The 16,914-nt window shown below is 48.0% G+C and carries 14 protein-coding genes; 9 read left to right on the top strand and 5 right to left on the bottom strand.

Annotation, left to right across the window (positions count from 1 at the left end):
* Nucleotides 1-41 precede the first annotated feature (41 nt).
* From NC981_RS03310 to NC981_RS03300, 3 genes are all read left to right on the top strand, one after another.
* Nucleotides 42-860: an ABC transporter permease gene (locus tag NC981_RS03310; protein WP_348241519.1), complete on the top strand. Its 819-nt coding sequence runs from the start codon at nucleotides 42-44 to the stop codon at nucleotides 858-860.
* Nucleotides 861-970: 110 nt separating this feature from the next.
* Nucleotides 971-1,711: a pentapeptide repeat-containing protein gene (locus NC981_RS03305; protein WP_348241518.1), complete on the top strand. Its 741-nt coding sequence runs from the start codon at nucleotides 971-973 to the stop codon at nucleotides 1,709-1,711.
* A 47-nt stretch (nucleotides 1,712-1,758) separates the two neighbouring features.
* Entirely contained in the window at nucleotides 1,759-2,331 is a 573-nt protein-coding gene (locus NC981_RS03300; protein WP_348241517.1) for a GNAT family N-acetyltransferase, read from the top strand.
* A 63-nt stretch (nucleotides 2,332-2,394) separates the two neighbouring features.
* Here NC981_RS03300 and NC981_RS03295 read toward each other — a convergent pair whose 3' ends face one another.
* The 3 genes from NC981_RS03295 to NC981_RS03285 form a co-directional block, all read right to left on the bottom strand.
* Nucleotides 2,395-5,235, bottom strand: coding sequence for a pentapeptide repeat-containing protein (locus tag NC981_RS03295; RefSeq protein ID WP_348241516.1), 2,841 nt, complete (start codon nucleotides 5,233-5,235; stop codon nucleotides 2,395-2,397).
* 96 nt (nucleotides 5,236-5,331) lie between these two features.
* Nucleotides 5,332-6,489: a DUF1822 family protein gene (locus tag NC981_RS03290; RefSeq protein ID WP_348241515.1), complete on the bottom strand. Its 1,158-nt coding sequence runs from the start codon at nucleotides 6,487-6,489 to the stop codon at nucleotides 5,332-5,334.
* A gap of 276 nt (nucleotides 6,490-6,765) precedes the next feature.
* A complete protein-coding gene (locus NC981_RS03285) occupies nucleotides 6,766-7,416 on the bottom strand; it encodes a sigma-70 family RNA polymerase sigma factor (protein ID WP_348241514.1) in 651 nt (216 codons plus the stop codon).
* Nucleotides 7,417-7,651: 235 nt separating this feature from the next.
* On the opposite strand from NC981_RS03285, the gene NC981_RS03280 reads away from it, so the two are divergent.
* Nucleotides 7,652-8,413 (top strand): hypothetical protein, encoded by a 762-nt coding sequence (locus NC981_RS03280; protein ID WP_348241513.1) that lies wholly within the window; start codon nucleotides 7,652-7,654, stop codon nucleotides 8,411-8,413.
* Between the two features lie 110 nt (nucleotides 8,414-8,523).
* Nucleotides 8,524-9,984: a hypothetical protein gene (locus NC981_RS03275; RefSeq protein WP_348241512.1), complete on the top strand. Its 1,461-nt coding sequence runs from the start codon at nucleotides 8,524-8,526 to the stop codon at nucleotides 9,982-9,984.
* A 196-nt stretch (nucleotides 9,985-10,180) separates the two neighbouring features.
* Here NC981_RS03275 and NC981_RS03270 read toward each other — a convergent pair whose 3' ends face one another.
* Nucleotides 10,181-12,403 (bottom strand): SulP family inorganic anion transporter, encoded by a 2,223-nt coding sequence (locus NC981_RS03270; RefSeq protein WP_348241511.1) that lies wholly within the window; start codon nucleotides 12,401-12,403, stop codon nucleotides 10,181-10,183.
* Nucleotides 12,404-12,948: 545 nt separating this feature from the next.
* Between NC981_RS03270 and NC981_RS03265 the strand changes: the two genes are divergently transcribed.
* The 3 genes from NC981_RS03265 to NC981_RS03255 all read left to right on the top strand — a co-directional run bounded on the left by NC981_RS03265 (nucleotide 12,949) and on the right by NC981_RS03255 (nucleotide 15,466).
* The gene (locus NC981_RS03265) at nucleotides 12,949-14,046 is read left to right on the top strand and encodes an AI-2E family transporter (RefSeq protein WP_348241510.1); all 1,098 of its coding nucleotides are present in this window, start codon (nucleotides 12,949-12,951) and stop codon (nucleotides 14,044-14,046) included.
* A 70-nt stretch (nucleotides 14,047-14,116) separates the two neighbouring features.
* The gene (locus NC981_RS03260) at nucleotides 14,117-15,025 is read left to right on the top strand and encodes an alpha/beta hydrolase (protein ID WP_348241509.1); all 909 of its coding nucleotides are present in this window, start codon (nucleotides 14,117-14,119) and stop codon (nucleotides 15,023-15,025) included.
* A gap of 111 nt (nucleotides 15,026-15,136) precedes the next feature.
* Nucleotides 15,137-15,466, top strand: coding sequence for an S-layer homology domain-containing protein (locus NC981_RS03255; RefSeq protein WP_348241508.1), 330 nt, complete (start codon nucleotides 15,137-15,139; stop codon nucleotides 15,464-15,466).
* A gap of 54 nt (nucleotides 15,467-15,520) precedes the next feature.
* On the opposite strand, the gene NC981_RS03250 is transcribed toward NC981_RS03255, so the two are convergent.
* The gene (locus NC981_RS03250; RefSeq protein ID WP_190378757.1) at nucleotides 15,521-15,787 is read right to left on the bottom strand and encodes a Precorrin-3B methylase; all 267 of its coding nucleotides are present in this window, start codon (nucleotides 15,785-15,787) and stop codon (nucleotides 15,521-15,523) included.
* A gap of 251 nt (nucleotides 15,788-16,038) precedes the next feature.
* Here NC981_RS03250 and NC981_RS03245 point away from each other — a divergent pair, with 251 nt between their 5' ends.
* The gene (locus NC981_RS03245; RefSeq protein WP_348241507.1) at nucleotides 16,039-16,896 is read left to right on the top strand and encodes a D-alanyl-D-alanine carboxypeptidase; all 858 of its coding nucleotides are present in this window, start codon (nucleotides 16,039-16,041) and stop codon (nucleotides 16,894-16,896) included.
* Nucleotides 16,897-16,914 lie beyond the last annotated feature (18 nt).

The raw sequence follows: 16,914 nt of genomic DNA, 5'->3' as shown, positions 1-16,914 counted from the left end.
CGTTGATGTCACAATAATTAGCATTGTAAAGTTTTCTATATATGCGTTCTTCTCTGCGTCGTTCTTCGCTGTCTACTTCTTCGCTACCTACGTTGTGGCAAGATAGCCTAACGGTATTTTGGGGGGATTGGCTGGATCTGCGGGTGCGGCTGGTTCAGATTGCGGCTTCGGGCTTGGTGTCGCCGTTAATTTATATTTTGGCATTTGGGCTGGGATTGGGTAGTTCGCTCGACAGCGTAACCAAACCGAGCGCAGGAGATAACTATTTGCAGTTTATTTTGCCGGGAATGGTGGCGCTTTCGTCGATGGTGATTAGTTTTGGCGGCACGACCTTTTCGATTTGCGGCGATCGCTTGTTCACAAAGACGTTTGAGGAAATTTTGCTGGTTCCGGTGCATCCGTTGGCGGTGCATCTGGGTAAGGTGCTAGCGGGAATTGTGCGCGGCCTACTGACGGCTGGATCAGTGATTCTAGTGGCAATCCTATTTACAGGCAAAGTTTGGAGCTTTCTGAACCCATTGTTTTTGCTGGTTCTGGCTTTGAACTGTGCTGTATTTGCAGGACTGGGTGTGATTGTGGGCTTGAATGTGAAGTCACTAGAAGGTGTTGGCATTTATAACAACTTCGTGATTGTGCCGATGTCGTTTCTGGGTGGAACATTTTTCGATGCGGCAACATTACCCGCAGCGTTAAAAGCGATCGTTTATCTATTACCGCTAACCTATACAAGTTTAGGCTTAAGAGCGGCAGCCTATTTACCGATCGCGCAATTTCCCTGGTTTGTGATTCCGGTTTTGCTGGTGATGGCGATCGGACTTTCGGCGATCGGGGCGTATCAGTTCTCACACCTGCAAGATTAAACTTTCATATCGCTGTATTTCACTCCATTACTTTCGATGCTCAATCTAGAACGAACGCTCTATAACCCTTGCAGCAACGCTTAGACTGTGAGCATAGGAGGGGCTGAATCATGGAAGTTCAGGAGCTACTACGGCGGTACGAATGGGGCGATCGAGATTTCTCTGGGGTTGATTTGAGCAATGCCGATCTGAGCAATGTCACACTCGTCGATATTAATCTCAGCAATGCCAATCTAACAGGTGCAAATTTGAATCGAGCGTTCCTGATGAAAGCAAATCTGCGGGGTGCATTTCTGAATTGGGCAGATCTTCGCTTTGTCAAGCTGAATGAAGGGAATCTGATCGAGACAGATTTCACCAAAGCGCACCTCAACGGCGCATTTCTGGTGAGGTCGGATTTTTCGCGATCGCGCCTCAGTGGTGCCGATTTGAGTCACGCCAATTTACGCGGTGCAGTGTTAGAACATGCCAATCTTTGTGGGGCAAAACTGCTTAACACAAATCTCCGCAGTGCCAATCTCCAGGGCGCAAACCTCAACTGGGCAAATCTGCAAGGCGCGAAACTGAGCGGTGCAATGCTCCAAAATGCGTTCTTGAGCGAAGCAAATCTGGCGGAGGCGTTTCTCAATGGAGTCGATCTGCGAGGGATTGATTTAAGTGGGATTAATCTTCGGGCAGCAAAGCTAAACGGCGCAAATTTGGAAGGTGCGACTTTATCGTTTTCAAATCTGCGTGAGGCACACTTACACGGCGCAAATCTCACCCGTGCGAATCTGATTGGCGCGAATTTAGAAACTGCCTTTCTTCAAAGATCTCTAATCAATACTTCGGACAATATTAAACAGCGATAACGCCGTAAGAGCGCAAGGATTCTTAGTTGGGATGAGATTTAATCGAGGTGGGCGATCGCTCTAACTTTATCGGTAGAGAGCTTTTCCTTCAATGTGCCCATCCTTTTAATGAAGTCACGGTTAATGCTGCTGAGGCAGCAATGGGGTTTTACCAAAAAGTAGGATTTACGCAAATTGGCGATCGCTTTTTCAAACATGGAATCTGGGGGACACTCATGAAATGGGTTAATCCTGCAACATCATTGCTGTCCACACTGCGCGAATTGGAGTGTGAGCTTCATCAGCCGCAGTGCCGGGGTGATCGAGAACGTCTCGCACAGTTACTTGCTCCTGATTTTAGAGAATTTGGTCGATCGGGAGCTTCATATAGTCGCGATGATACACTGGCGATGTTGCCGTTAGAGACGGAAGCACCGCAGATTCATGCCCAAGACTTTACTGTACACGAGCTTGCAGATTCGATTGTGTTACTTACCTATCGGTCAGCCCATATAAATCCGTCGGGAGAGTTGTTCCGTCACACGAACCGATCGTCGATCTGGCGACTGGATTCGTCGGGGTGGCAAATGGTATTTCATCAAGGAACGCCTACAGACTCTTTTGATCGATCTCCAACCTAAGACCCGCTTACACACTGACCCTATAGAGTTTCTTCTTCGTGTCCAAGAAATGAATTACTCAGGTTAAACCTTCTGAAGATCATGCCAATTCAGAGGAGGTTCCGCAGGATTCTGGAAGATAACAGGTAACCAGGTCGCACAAGGAAAATGGTCTTCAAGCCCTTGTAACTTCTCCCTAGACTCCCGTACAGCTTGATACAGTGACTTCCCTTGTGAGAAACCCATCAAAAAGTTCTTCAAAAACTCTTGGGCTACCCGATCGGGTACAGGTTCTCGCATCACAATGGTTTGTGGAATGTGTAAGTCGGATAATTGGTGTGCTAACCCAAACCCATCACAGGAATTAAACATTGCTAACTTTAATCCTTGGGCGATCGCTTGTCTCAATGCGTGTTTGAGTTGAGCGATCGTTAGGCTTTCGTGAGGATTGATGCGGATGTATCCTCCCGCTGTATCGGATTGACTGAAACTATGACCTGCAAAAAAGAGCATATCCCACGATTGTTTCCACAGCTGGTCGTTTAATTCCTGACGTTGCGGTTCTACCAAAAACGTTACGTCTGCATTGGGCAGTTGAGCCAAGACAGCTTGGTCGCTCTGTAAATCAATTCCGGTACTGTCTCCTAAAATTGCCAGAATTTTAGCTTTGGGGTTGGGGGGGCGCAATGAGGCTGTCTGCTCATAGTCGGGAGCACTGAGAGCAATTTCCGCAAGAGGATAGCGATCGCAAAAATCCCAAAGTTGAAAGGGCAGCCGTCGCAATTGAGGATTATCCGTTTGAAGGAGAATCCGAATCGAATCAGATGGAGCTAACTGCTCCAGCATTCGGTCTTTAATCGGTCGAAAGTCTGGGTCATTTAGCCAATCATTCAGCTGCTTTTCCAGGTGTGAGGCAGCTTGATTGCATTCTAGGAAGAAATCATGATGACTGATATTCGTGATCTGGGTATCTGGAATATCCAGCCGAAAGTTTGCTTTAAGACATTTGCGATAGGCAGATTGCCATTGTTCATAAAGGGTCGATAATTCTGGTGCAGCGGCAAGCCAGCCCTTTGTATATTGCATGAGGCGAGATTGCATCTCATTTCCAATTTGAAGGGTGACCGGAAAACCTGTACACAAATTACCGACGCCGATATGAAGGCAAACCCATTTACGATGTTTTTGCTGTTCTGCCTTTGGAGTTTGCTGATTTGCGATTTGCTTCTGGTTAGCGAGCATTGCTAACACTGCTTTCCAATCGGCTTGTTGTTGCTGGTAAAGAATGATTTGTTCATCTTTTGCCTGAAGCTGGGCTTGGTATTTTTCTTCGATCGCACGTACTGCCAGATCGTAATGATGGAGAAAACCTGCATGGAGTTGTGTTTTATTACTCTCTGCTGGAACATCGACTCGAACCACCACGACTCCATTACTTTTCCTTTCCAAACTGCGAACTGCGAGAGCCATGCCTTCATTCTCAATTTGAAGCTGATGCAGAGAATAGTTGAACGCCCTTTGGTCAATACCATTGCGAAAGAGTAAATCGATCGTTTGGATCACTTCCTCGAACAACTCGGTAAAATCTCCCGGTGCGAAGCTGCCACTGCTGGGACGGCGCTCTTGTTGAGAATTCCGAAGATAAATGTAATCGCAAATCACACCCTGAAGCTGTGTTGCACTATCAATATTCCAGGCTTCAATACACGCTCCCGTGAGATGCGCTCCCTGAAAGTTTGCCCCGATCGCCTGTGTCTTTGTTAAGTTTGCCTCTTCTAACCAGGCTTCTTCTAGTGTTGCTCCATTTAAGTCTGCATCGGTCAAGTCTGCACCTCTGAGGTCTGCTCCGATCAGATTTGCCCCCTTGAGATTCTGTCCTACATAGGACTGTTGAGCGCCTCGGTGCGTTACCACTAATGCCTGCACAGCAGCATGGCTGAGAATTGTTTGATCGGTTCTGGCTTGATCAATACCTCTGCTGTTATGAAAGTTGGTACGGGTGAGCGTACTGTTACTCAAGTCTGTGCTTTTGAGAATTGCGTAGGCAAATGTTGCATTTGTCAGATCTGCGTTACGAAAACTCGTACCTCCTAGCATAGTGATCTTAGTGATCAACGTCTTGACCCAGGTGAATCGTGAGTCGCCTATCAAAACTCGATGGGCAATCCAAGCTGCAATCGCAATTCCAAGAGTGGTACCTGTTGCGGCGGCAAGCTGGGCACCTGCGATCGCGCCAATTCTGGTTGATGGAATGGTCGCAGTCCTGGCAATGACCGTGACAACCGTTGCTCCGATGCTGACTCCAGCAGTTGCACCGATGAGTGATCCCATGATTGTTCCAGCAATGAACAATAGGGCTGCCAACTTTTGAGCAATGGTGATTGCGAGAGTCATCAGGATAACCATTGCGATCGTTGCTGCTGTTGCTAATATGACTGTTATGGTCACAGCAACAATGCCCGATGCAACGCCAGCGATTGTTCCAGTTAAGCCCCCTAACACGGCTCCCAAAAGAATTCCCATAAGAAAGAGAATGCTCAGTGCAGTTTGTAGCCCCCGCCTAACAATACTGAAAACAAAAAGTGTAAATAGAATCAGGACAATGCCCGCAGCCAATATGTTAGGTGAATGACGTGGAGTCAGTGAAAAGGGAAAAAGTAAGTAGCCTGAGAACACCAGCCCAAATACTGTCGCAAATCCTAACAGGAGCGATAGTAACACTACGATCGCCATCCAGAAAAAGCGATGGCGAACAGTTAACCCAGCTTTCGCATGATTGAAGTTTGCATCAACCAGAATGGCATCTGTAAAGTCAGTTCCGCGAATATCTGCATTGCTAAAATCGGCACCTATGAGAGTTTGTCCTCGGAATGAGCGCCCTTGAAGATTCTTTCCGGAGAAGTTGAGCTGTGTAGTAGATGACATAGAGACCTATACCAGCGATCGTCAATACCCATTTTGATCATGGAGGCAATAAACCAGTAGCGATATTACCCTGATGGCTACTATTCAATCAGAAAGCTAAATGACAAAATTCTCCGTAATGCTAGCGGCTCCTAACTCAACTCTGACGCTAAACGCTTCTCGTGGTTCACCGCTAAATTTTAGTTGAATATAAACATCTGATTGTCGGGCGACTACCTCCCGTAGAGCCTGTCCACTTGCGTTGAGTAGCACCAGCTTGAGATTTGCAGGCAGATAGGGTTCATTCTCAGGGGGATAAACCTGAAGCAACACTCCCACCTGTTGATTTTCCTTGCGAACCAGTGCGACTGCTAGAGCAACGGCTTGGCTGGCAATTTGCATACCCAAATCAATTAATTTAACCTGTCGAACTCCAGCAGAAGGGTTCCCTGGATCAAGCTTCCACAAGCTCTCGACAGTCGCCCAAAGCGTCTCGTCATCTCGCGTCTCTCGCAGTAAGTTGATTAGTGCTTGAATCGCTCCAGCGTGACCTGTTCCACTCTCGCCAAGTTGTTTCGCAATTCGCCGGCGTTGGAACTCATCCGTTTCGCACTGAAGCTGATGAATCAGTGCAGCAATGTTATTGGGTTCTGCGGAGGAATTCTCGTTAAGATCACTACTACGAGTCGCGATCGCCGTTGTAGGCGCAGCTTCCATCCAGTTAGAAACCATTTGCCATCCCGTTTCCATCAATCCGTTAAACCATTGGCTCAGATTGATACGGTGCTGAGCAGCCGTCTCGCGTTCCACCGCGATCGCAGACTGTAACACCTGCTCTGTTTGCTGAATCCCCTTCAGATAGACCCGATAAGCAGCGATCGGGACAGTTAAAACATCGCTCCAGGCTTCCTCTCGCCGATGGAATGCGTCCAGTGCGGCGTCGGCTGCTGCGGATTGCTGACCAATCTTTAGTCCTGATGCTTGAATGTCTTGAGATGGGAAATCCTTTGCGGCTCCCGCGTGGAAGTCATCGATCGTAAGTAACCAGTCATATACCTGCCGCGACAAACGCCGTCCAACAGGATTCAATAAATTGCAAGCTAGCATTTCTCGAATGTGCCAGGTTTCTGCCAGCACATCGCAATTTAATCCAGAAATTTCGATTGGAATGAAGATATCGGTCACGCTCAGAAACTGAATCTCCAGCGAGAACACCATAACAGAAATCGGCTGCCACGGTTCCTCTAGGTCTGACTCTGCATCAGTCACAATCATGACGTAGCGAGGGTCAGTCCCCTGTAAAAAGTTCTGTGCGGGTTCAGAGAACCACTGTTCCGATCGCGACAATTTTAGGGGAGATTGTATCGATCGACTAACCTCCCAGATCTCACCCGGTTGTGGTAGCCGGAGAGCAAAATTGTCTTGCTTAGTTAATCTGGATTTTGGGTCTACATACATGGCTAACTCTACAAGTCTAGGCAAGTGGGCTGATAGGTTTCTGATTTTAATTAACGAGCGATCGCCTGTCTCTATTCCAAAACTAACGAATCTTTACCATTGTGCGGTCGATCGACGCTGCTTGCCTCTGCGTTTACCAATCGCCTGATGTTCCTGCTGAATCGCTTCAGGGCGCAGAATTCCTAACCGCTCAGAAACTTGACTCACCATCTCTTTCCAGCGCTTCGAGACTTCCCCCTGACTCACGCCTAATGCGATCGCCAGTTGAGTTTGCGTTTTTCCTTGCACCTGTCCCTGCCAGAGTGTCATATAACCCCGCTGAGGAAGCCGTTGATCCAGTTCTTGAATGGCTGCGATCGCCTGTAGCACCAGGTCAGTTTGCTCCAAGCTATCCAGAGCATCGAACTTAGCCGCGATCGTTTCAGACAGGGCTAAATCTGTTCCTGGAATCACTGCATCTAAGCTGGCACAATGACGATGCTTTTCCTTGCGAACTAAATCAATGATCTCAAACCGTGCGACAGTGAGTGCCCAGCGATCAAATTCATCAGCGCCACCCTGTCTAAATTTGCCACTTCTAACTGCTTGTAATACTTTCATTTGAGCCGATTGGGCTGCATCTTCCCAGACGATCGTGCTTCCGCGAGTGTACTTGCGGGCAATTCTCTCAAGGCGCTGAGTAAAGTCTGAAGCAATCAAACGAGATTCATGGAGATGCGGCTCTAAAGCCAGTTGTAAAGCCATAGAAAACGGTCCTTCCTGATGATGGAGGCGATTCGGAAGACAACAAATAGGTAGACGTAGTAGCAGACTCCGATTGGAGAAAAAATGTTCTTGAGAGTGATTCTTTTCAGAAGCAACAAAACTGTCTTACCAAATTTCGGAATAATTCTTTCCGCTCACCCGTTGATCAGAAGTAACAACAACAGTTGAATGATCAATCTGCGGAGGAAGTATGAAAAGAAGCGTGTCTGCACTCATGACTGTAGGACTGTTAATGCTGAGCACTGCACCTGCATTAACAGCAATTATTCCGATCTCTGGACGCGGCTTAACGGGAATTCGGAGTTTGTCTCGTGGAGTCGCAGTTCCATCCGGATTAAACAGCTTTAGCTTTAATTTTGAGAATGGAGATCACCATATTAAGGGAATTACGGCATTGCCGAATGATCTCCGAACAACAGTGGGATTTATCGACAATGATGGCAATGATCCCTATCAAGTTTCACTCCAGGTTGAAAATGATTTGGGAGCAGGTGCTCGATCGGTGTTTGCTCTGGATAACCGAACCTGCAATGGTGGAACCTGCCGAGTCAGGCTGCCTATTCCTTGTGGCTCTCAAAACACCTTTGTCCTAACTGGATTTTCCTTCCAATTCAAAGATGGCGATCATCAGATCAAGAAGGTTGCCATTAAGCGAATTGAGGATGAACTGGAAGTCTCTTTCGGAGATAAAACACCAACCGACCCATATGTTTGGAGCGTTCAGTATGCGATCGTACCTCGCGCCAATCTAGCCAGTGAGCAAACCATTCGTCGCCCGACGGATGGTTCTGCCAGAGTCGCCCGATTGCCGGGTCGAGCCGTTATTCAGGGCTTCAGCTTTGAGTTCACCAGGGACGACCATCATCTGCGCGATTTCAAAGTTGATTTACAGAATAACCAAGTGGCAATCAACTTCCGAGATAATAACCTGGATGACCCCGTTAATTGGTCAGTTGACTATGGGGTGCTGCGCTAATTCTTATTAGCCCTGGGTTGCATCTTTGGGCATTGCAGAATGCCCTCATCCTATTTTCTGCAATGCCCATTTTTGTCTTTCACAACTGCAATCAAACCATCAATACAGCTATGAACATTAAACCCCTAGTCATTGTTCTTCCAACCCTCATTTCTACCCTTGCTGTTTCTCCTGCGATCGAAGCCGTTTCCTGGACTCGTATTAATGCGCTGCCTAACACAGCACAAAAAATTGCAGCCTGTCCAAATGGAATGATGTATGTGCTACACCGAGAGGGTCGTGTCTTAGCAAATCGCAGTAGTGAACGTGGATCAGGCTGGCAACGCATCAATACAGACACTCCAACCGATGCCAGTGCCATAACAAACCTTCTCTGTGCCGGTAACAAGCTGCATCTTGTCAAAAACAGTCGGGTCTTTCGGAATGATGGAACGGATGCTGCTCCCCGTTGGGTATATGCTGGAAATTTTCGCGATCGCACCCCAAGCGCTGCTCCATTTGCTGTCAGTGGAGCCTCTATAGATGCGGGTCGTGTGAGTTTGTCTGACTATTTCGCCCTATTTGCGTCTCCTGATGGAACTGCACTAACTAGATCGGCACTAACGTTACAATCCCAGCGACGCATTGGACTTCCCCAAAGTGCGATCGCCATTGCTGGAGCTGGAGATAGTTTGGCTCGAATCTCTCGCGTTTTTGCTCTAAATACGGATCGAACCCTTTGGCTCAATTCTGGAGCAGGCTGCGATCCGGCATGGCGGCGCATTGATCGTCCCGTTGCAGCCGAGCAAATTGCTGCCAAAAGCGTAGAGCAGCTTTATGCGCTGAATACCGACAAAACGCTGTGGGAAGGACAATTGCGTCGAACCGTTAGCACCGTTGGTTTAGGCGATCGCGAGATTAATTCGATTAACGCCGTTGCCTTGCGAGGAACGCGATTCACCCTCGATCGCAAGCGCGGAACCAATGACATGGAGTTGAGAATTACACCCTCTCGATTCTTGCAAAATGCAGGATTGAACAACTCTACTCAGGAGTTGGGAGGAGTCATGGTTCCTGGAATTCTGGGAGCACGTCATGCCGTTTGGATCAGCAATCTCAATTCCAATGATTTACAACTCCGGCTCACCCCCGACGCGATCGTTCTAGAAATGGGTTTTGCTCCAGGTGGGAAAATCACTGTAGATACGGCAATTCGGGGCAACTGGGACATTCGCAATGCTAAATTAACCCTGACTTTAGGCATTAACTATGATCTCTGTGGTCTTGCTCGGCTGACTCTGAAATCAACTCGATTTGATGCCCGACTCGATGGGGATGTGGTAGGCAGTTTCATTGGCAATTTTGAAAATGTCAGAGAGCGGATTGAAGCGGCGATCAATACTAGGGTGCCTGAGTTTCTCAATCAGCCAGAGGTTGCTGGTGCCCTCCGGGGGGCACTGGTTCAAATGGTTCCCGCACTGCCACCTTCAGCATTCTCAACACCTCGTCCAACAAATCCGCCTCATACCTTAATTGGATGGACAACAGGCATTCGCAACGGACGTTTTACCTATACTGTTGAGGGTGACTAGCGCAGGCTGGCGAGAATACCTAACGCTTTAAAACTCAGCTCTCACGACAGCTTCATTACGATCAAAGTTGATCAGCACCTGAAGCGACGAGTCGCTTTTCTGTGGAGTCTCTCAAAAACTGTCCGAAGTATTGCGAATTGCATTACTACAATTCGATCGACCGACAAAGCGGTGAGTTTTGAAAGCGATAGACGACTCAAAACGAGTCCAATAGCTGATTGATTTCTTTCTCGCGATGCTGAAGACGTTCAGCCAACAACCCAACAATAAATCGATGAATGCTCGCTGCCAGCATCGGATCGGTGTTTTCAAGCTGCTCGAACGATTCTGTCGATAGAAAATATAGCGTGCTGGGTTTGTCTGCAACCACCGATGCCATGCGGACTGTCCGGCGATACAGCCCCATTTCTCCGATCGTGTTGCCGATCGTGTAGGTACGAATCCGTTTGTTTTGACCATTGCTCAATTTCAAAACAACACTCACTTGTCCCGATGCCACAAAGTAGAGTCCATCAAACGGATCGCCCTGATGGAATAGATATTCATCTTCGGCAACCTGACAAACCTCTAGACACTTCATCAAGCGATCGACCTGACGCGGATCAGGAAAATCAGCCTTTAGACAAGCGGCGAGTGCGGCATCAGGAGACTGAAACTCCTCTTCGGTCAGCGATTGATATTGCTGCAAAATTTGTTGCTCATACCATTCCAATCCTCGATCTAAGTCATCAAAGAGATGGCAAACTTCATGATCTAAACAATCGCCCTGCTCTAATCGCTGATGCGCCGCAGAAGACAGATGGGTGTAAATCAAGTGAACCTGCTTCTGATGCGCTACCTGCTTCAGTTTGGCAAAGCTAAGAACGGCTGAGGCATCTAGCCCACTCACCAGCCGAAAATCGAGGATCACATAATGAACAGGCGGTAACTCATGATTGTTAATGCGATCGCGGACTTGATTGAGCAATTTATTTGCCGTTCCAAAAAAGATCAAGCCCTGCAATTCCACAATGTAAGCTTGCTCACCTTGTTCTTCTAGGATTTCCAACTCTTCAGACGTGCGGAGGACATTGCTGTGATGATAGGTTCCTGTGCTGATGCGTCGAACCACAGTGAGCCGGCTGTAGTTAATTACAAACAACACGATCGCCGCCCCTAGCCCGACGGCGATCGCTTGCAAAAAGCCAATGGTCGTCGTCACAATCACAATCAGCACAATGATGGCATAATCGGCACGCGCAAACTTAAACCAAGCTTCGTAGAGCCATTCATTGAAAAACTCAACTGTAATCAACAGGGGCATCCCAATCAGAATGAATTTCGGGAATAGCGATAACAAGGGTGCTCCACCCAGCATCATTGCGAGGCAAAGGGCTGCAATAATCCAACCCACCAATCGCCCTCGCGCCCCCACTTGGTAGGACAACGCATTCTCTCCAGCGCTGGCAAATCCACCGACTCCACCACCAATCCCTGCAACTAAGAACGCCACTCCCGATGCTTTCAATTCCTGATTCAGATCGAGATCGCGGGAAGCCACAAGCTCAACACCATTAGAATGAAGCAACAATGCGATCGCGGAGATCAGCCAGAGCGCGGCTAAGGTTGGAATTTGCTGAGCAATCACGCTCCAATTTGCTTGCTGGACTGCGGCAAGACTGGCAAAGTGATACAGTCCACCTGCGGGAACACTGCCTAAAATCCAACCCCGTTGGCTGGCATCCGCGATCGAAGTTCCGGTGAGCGCTAGAGCAGCGTAAAACAGCGCGATCGAGCCAAGAATAATACCTGGATAAACGAAACTACTATTAATTCGTTGGGGTAACACAAACATTGCCGCCGCAAATAAGGCAGCCGGAAGCCATTGCAGTAAAACATTCACCTGAAAGAAAGCAGCCAGCGAAAAAGGCTGTAAATCCAGCCCTGAAACCGACTGAAACGCTGCCACAAACAACAATGCTCCAATGCCTGCCAGAAAGCCTCCCACCACCGGATAGGGAATGTATCGCACGAAACTTCCCAAGCGAAACCAACCCAATCCCAGGAAAATGATGCCTGTGATCAGGCTATTCACCGCAAAGGTGGCAACAACGGTCATTAGCTTTTGCTCGATCGGAGCATCCGGCATTGCTGCCACAATTTGCTTCGCAATCAAGCTGAAGATCGGAACCGTGACTTCTGCGATCGTGGCCACGATCGCAGGGTATGAACTGAGCGCAGTCACAACCGTACTAATAATGACCGAGCTAAAGAGCAACAGCCCGATTCCAAAGGGCATAAACGGTGCGAGATCGCCTGAGAAAATCAGAGCGCCAAACGATACGGCACTCGTGACGGTGAGCAGACCCATAATTGCGCCTGCAATGCTATTGGAGACGATCGGGCTTGTCCCTAAGTTAGACTTTGCGATAAGAGTCACTGTAATTAGAAGATGAATATAGAAAAATAATGTCTGGATGTGCTTATCGTATAGAACTCCATTCAACTTTAGGGAATCAAACGCCAAATTTCCTGCCTCAGAAGTAAGTTGAAGCAATTTACAATCAGTCTTTTGGCATAAGACAGGGCACATAATTGACTGTTGAAGTGCTGTGCTATACCAAGTTGATTTGTGGACGCGACAGATCCTCGCCCCCTAAATCCCATTCTGCGGGAACTTTGAGTGTGGTCTGTTGTGTTCTATGTTTAATTCGGCATTACCTCAGTTCAGATTTATACCTGCTCTAACGCTCTAATATAGTGACCGTCTAGGCGGGGTTAGTGCAGGTGCGGAAGGATTAGCAGAATGAATTAAGTCACCTCTGTCGAAAGATGTTTATTGTCTAAACGCTATTAATCTTGAGATGTTCTGCCCTTGATCAAGGGTCATAGTTCTTACTGCATTGATTCAGTGTCGAGTAGATGCGGCTTGCTCTGTATCACCACATTCAATCTCAGGGAAAAACCATAAAAGTAGAAATGTCTATGTTTAGCTTGTTTAACCGCTTTCCGGCTCAATTAACTCAGTGGATACTGGCTGGATTACTCGTACCGATCGTAGCCCTCAACGTATGGCTACTCTTCAAAGCGGTTCACTTGGCTCAACCTCTGGTTTCAATTCTTGTTTCAGCAGCATTACTGGCGTTTCTTCTCAATTATCCGGTACAACTAATTCAGAAATGGGGACTCGATCGCAAGTATGCGGTTACCAGTGTGGTGGTCATGTTCTTTGGCTTGCTCATCGGCGCAAGTATTACCATCCTGCCTCAATCGTCTGAAGAACTTGGCGAATTCATCAGCGCATTGCCGACTCGGATACAATCCACTCAGCTAAAGCTTCAGATTCTGCAAGATTGGGCAATGCAGCATCATATTCCAATTCGGCTCAATCAGTGGACAGCTCAGTTTACTGATGGCTTACCCGATCGCATACACACGCTCGGAAATAATGCCGTTAATCTAATCTTTAGTGCGTTGGGCAGTGCGTCTAACTTAGCCTTAACAGGAATTTTCACCGTCTATCTTTTATTTGACGGATCGCAACTTTGGAACGGAATTGCTCAACGATTACCGAGTCAAAAAATTGCGCAAATTCAGCGCTCGCTCCAGCAGCACTTTGAGGACTATTTCACCGGACAGGCAATTATGGCGATCGTGTCTATTGTTGCACTGACGGTCGTTTTCTTGATCCTCAGAATCCCGTTTCCATTGCTGCTCGGATTGTTCATCGGCACATTATCGATTTTTCCCTTTGGTGCTACGCTGGCAAGCTTCATCAGTGCATTGCTCATCGCAGCCGATGATCCAGGTTTAGGGCTTTGGCTACTCGGATCGTCGATCGTGACGAATCAAGCGATTGATCAATTGATTACACCCCGCTTGATGGGAAAGCTGGTTGGGCTAAGACCATTTTGGATATTGCTTGCCTTACTGGTTGGAGCGAAGCTAGGTGGATTGATTGGAGTCATAATAGCGGTGCCGATCGCAAGCTGTCTGAAAGATATCCTTCAGGGATTTCCGAGTTCTGTCTCCTCGTCTGACGCTCTTCCTGCTGCTCCTGTCCCTTCAGAAATACATAGCTGATTGTGCTTGCGATCGCTGAGTATCTTAAAGAAGTGGCGCGTTATCAGGCTTGCCTGTGGAGGATTAAGGGATGCTACCTGAGTTTTTGCCTGCGTCAGCGAGTGCGATCGAGGATGCGGATGCGATCGCTCTGCTGCAACAACTCCAGCGTCGATCAATTCAAACTTCACTAGAGTCAGAAACAATAGAGATTGCAACGGCTTATGTTTATGCAGCGTGTGAGCAATCAACAACCCCGATCGTTTTGCTTCCCGGATTTGATAGTTCACTACTAGAGTTCCGACGATTGTTCCCGCATCTTGCGGCTCAATATTCCACCTGGACGATCGATCTGATTGGATTTGGGTTTACAAGCGCGATTCTAACCATTTCTATCTGTCCTCAGACTATCCGGAAGCATCTGTTGAGCCTGGTTCAAACTTGGATTGCTCAACCTGTGATTTTAGTGGGTGCATCATTGGGGGGTGCAGTGGCGATCGATTTTGCGCTGCATCATCCGAACTGGGTGCAATCTCTCGTGTTGATTGATAGCGTTGGGTTTTCTGGCGATTTCCCGATCGGGCAGTGGATGCCCCGCTCCGTGCTGGAATTCGGAGCAGATTGGCTACACTTCCGCAAACAAGCTGCTCTAAGTGCTGCATTAGCAATCCCAGGAATGGATTTAACGCTGATTGATGCGCTTCGCTGTTCACTGCTGCATCAAGCTATGCCCGGATGGAAGGAAGCGATCGTCTCTTTTAGCCAAAGTGGAGGTTATACTAACTTAGACACTCAACTTGGGAAGATCCAACATCCGACTCTAATCCTTTGGGGAACCTCGGATGATGTGCTAGGCACAAAGGATGCAACCCGATTTCAGGAAGCGATTTCAAACAGCGAATTGATTTGGATTGAAAAGGCGGGTCATGTGCCGCATTTTGATCAATCTGAGGCAGTTGCAGCCCATCTATCAAGGTTTGTGCATCAAGTCGGAAACTGATCGTTTAAGAGAGTCATCAGTAGAATAAAGAAGTAAGAATTCGTTGATTAAATCCGTCCATCAAAATTCTCTTCGTCTATGAAACTCTGGTATCTCACTATTACAACCCCTTTGATTACAACTCTTCTTTTTTCTGGCATGAGAGCGATCGCACAATCGCTTCCCACGCCGGTTCGACCATCGCCCGCTTCCAGTTGTCTCCTTGGCTATCCAGACCGTACCTATCAAGGGGAGCGTCCGATCACACGGAATGAATTTGCGGCAGGACTGAATGCGTGTTTGCAGCAAGTAGATCAGTCGATTCGCTTCAATCGGGAAGAGTTTGCCACAAGAGCGGAGTTTGAACGTCTGCTTCAACGGCAAAGGGAGTTAAACGAACAATTGCGCCAAACAAGCGATCGTGTCGATACGCTCTCAAATCCACCTGCCTCGTCGAAGTAAATCTAGTTTTATTCCTCTAAGCTCTCGAATCTTACAGCTTTGTTAGCTGTAAGATTACTTCGATTTTCGCTTTGACTTTGGGGCAGTTCGATGTGCGCCAAAATATTTTTCGCTGCGATATCTTAGCCAAACTCGTAGGGCTTCCGGGATTTGGTCTTTCTGTTCTTTAGTCAGCGTATTGTAGAGAGCGAGTGCTTTTTCTCGTTCTCCGCGACAGGCCGCATTGTTGTGAGCATCCCAGTAGCTACGAGCCACTCGAATCCGCCGACAGACTTCCTTGATTAGCGCCGCTCCGGTTAGCGGTTCGTCTTGCTTTGCCATGCGTTAATCTCAATCTCACTTTATTCTAACTAACCTCGCGGATGCGATGAATCGCTGGTCTGCCACATTCGTCAAATAGTATGAGATCAATACCCAATTGCGATCGCTTCAGAGCCATGCTGTAGCGTGATTTTTCCCTCGGTGTCCGGCAAAACAGAAAATGCTGTCAATTTCAGTTCGTATGATATATTGCTTCACGGTGGATGAGGATTCTACTACAGAAGACCTAAGTACGATCTACGATAAGCAAGATGAAAAAAGCCGACAAGACAGCCCCCAACCGAGCTTACACCGTCCTAAAAAGCACCGCCGTTGTTGTCGGTATTAGCGTCGGGTTCTGGAGCCGACCAGCAGCGACTGTTGCCCAAACCCCTCAATCGATCGTTTCTGAATCCAGGTTTTGCCGCAGCGATTTAGCGTCGAAAATCGATCGCATTGTTCAACAGCCCAAATTTCGCACTGCACAATGGGGCATTCTGATTAAACCGATCGAAACCTCGACAATCCTTTATCAACGCAATTCTAATCGTGCCCTGATCCCCGCATCAAACGTCAAGCTTCTGACCACTGCTGCCGCCCTGCAAGTTGCAGATCAAAAGCCGCGATCGCTCCCAACTGTAAAGAACTGGCTGATTGCCGTGAACCGTTACAGCGATAACTATAAAGCGGATGCGCTGCGTCGTCGAATTGGAGGTCAACCGGCGATCCGGTCGGCGCTCGAAGCCTTGGGTGTTCAAGCGAATAGTTATGCACAGGTGGATGGTTCGGGACTCTCTCGCAGTAATCGAGCGACACCCGCTGCACTGGTGTCTGTGTTAGAAGCAATGTTCAGCGATCGTCAGAGCGAATTGTTTTACCGATCGCTAGCGATTGCCGGAGTGAATGGAACATTGCGAAGCCGATTCCGCAATACGCCCGTTCAAGGCAATCTTTATGGTAAAACGGGAACCCTACGCGGCGTAAGAGCGCTGTCTGGATATTTAGACAATCCCAACTATGGCACGATCGCGTTTAGCATCGTGGTGAATCAACCGGGACAGTCTGGGCAAGCGTTAGCGCAAGCGATCGATCAAATCGTGGTGCAAACTGCTAAGGTCGATCGCTGCTAATTGCTTGAGAGCAATTGA

Origin of the sequence: Leptolyngbya sp. DQ-M1, from assembly GCF_039962505.1 — a bacterium.
Lineage (GTDB): Bacteria > Cyanobacteriota > Cyanobacteriia > Leptolyngbyales > Leptolyngbyaceae > Leptolyngbya.
The sequence above is the reverse complement of the archived record's forward strand: the minus strand, read 5'-3'. Positions and strand labels throughout refer to the sequence as shown.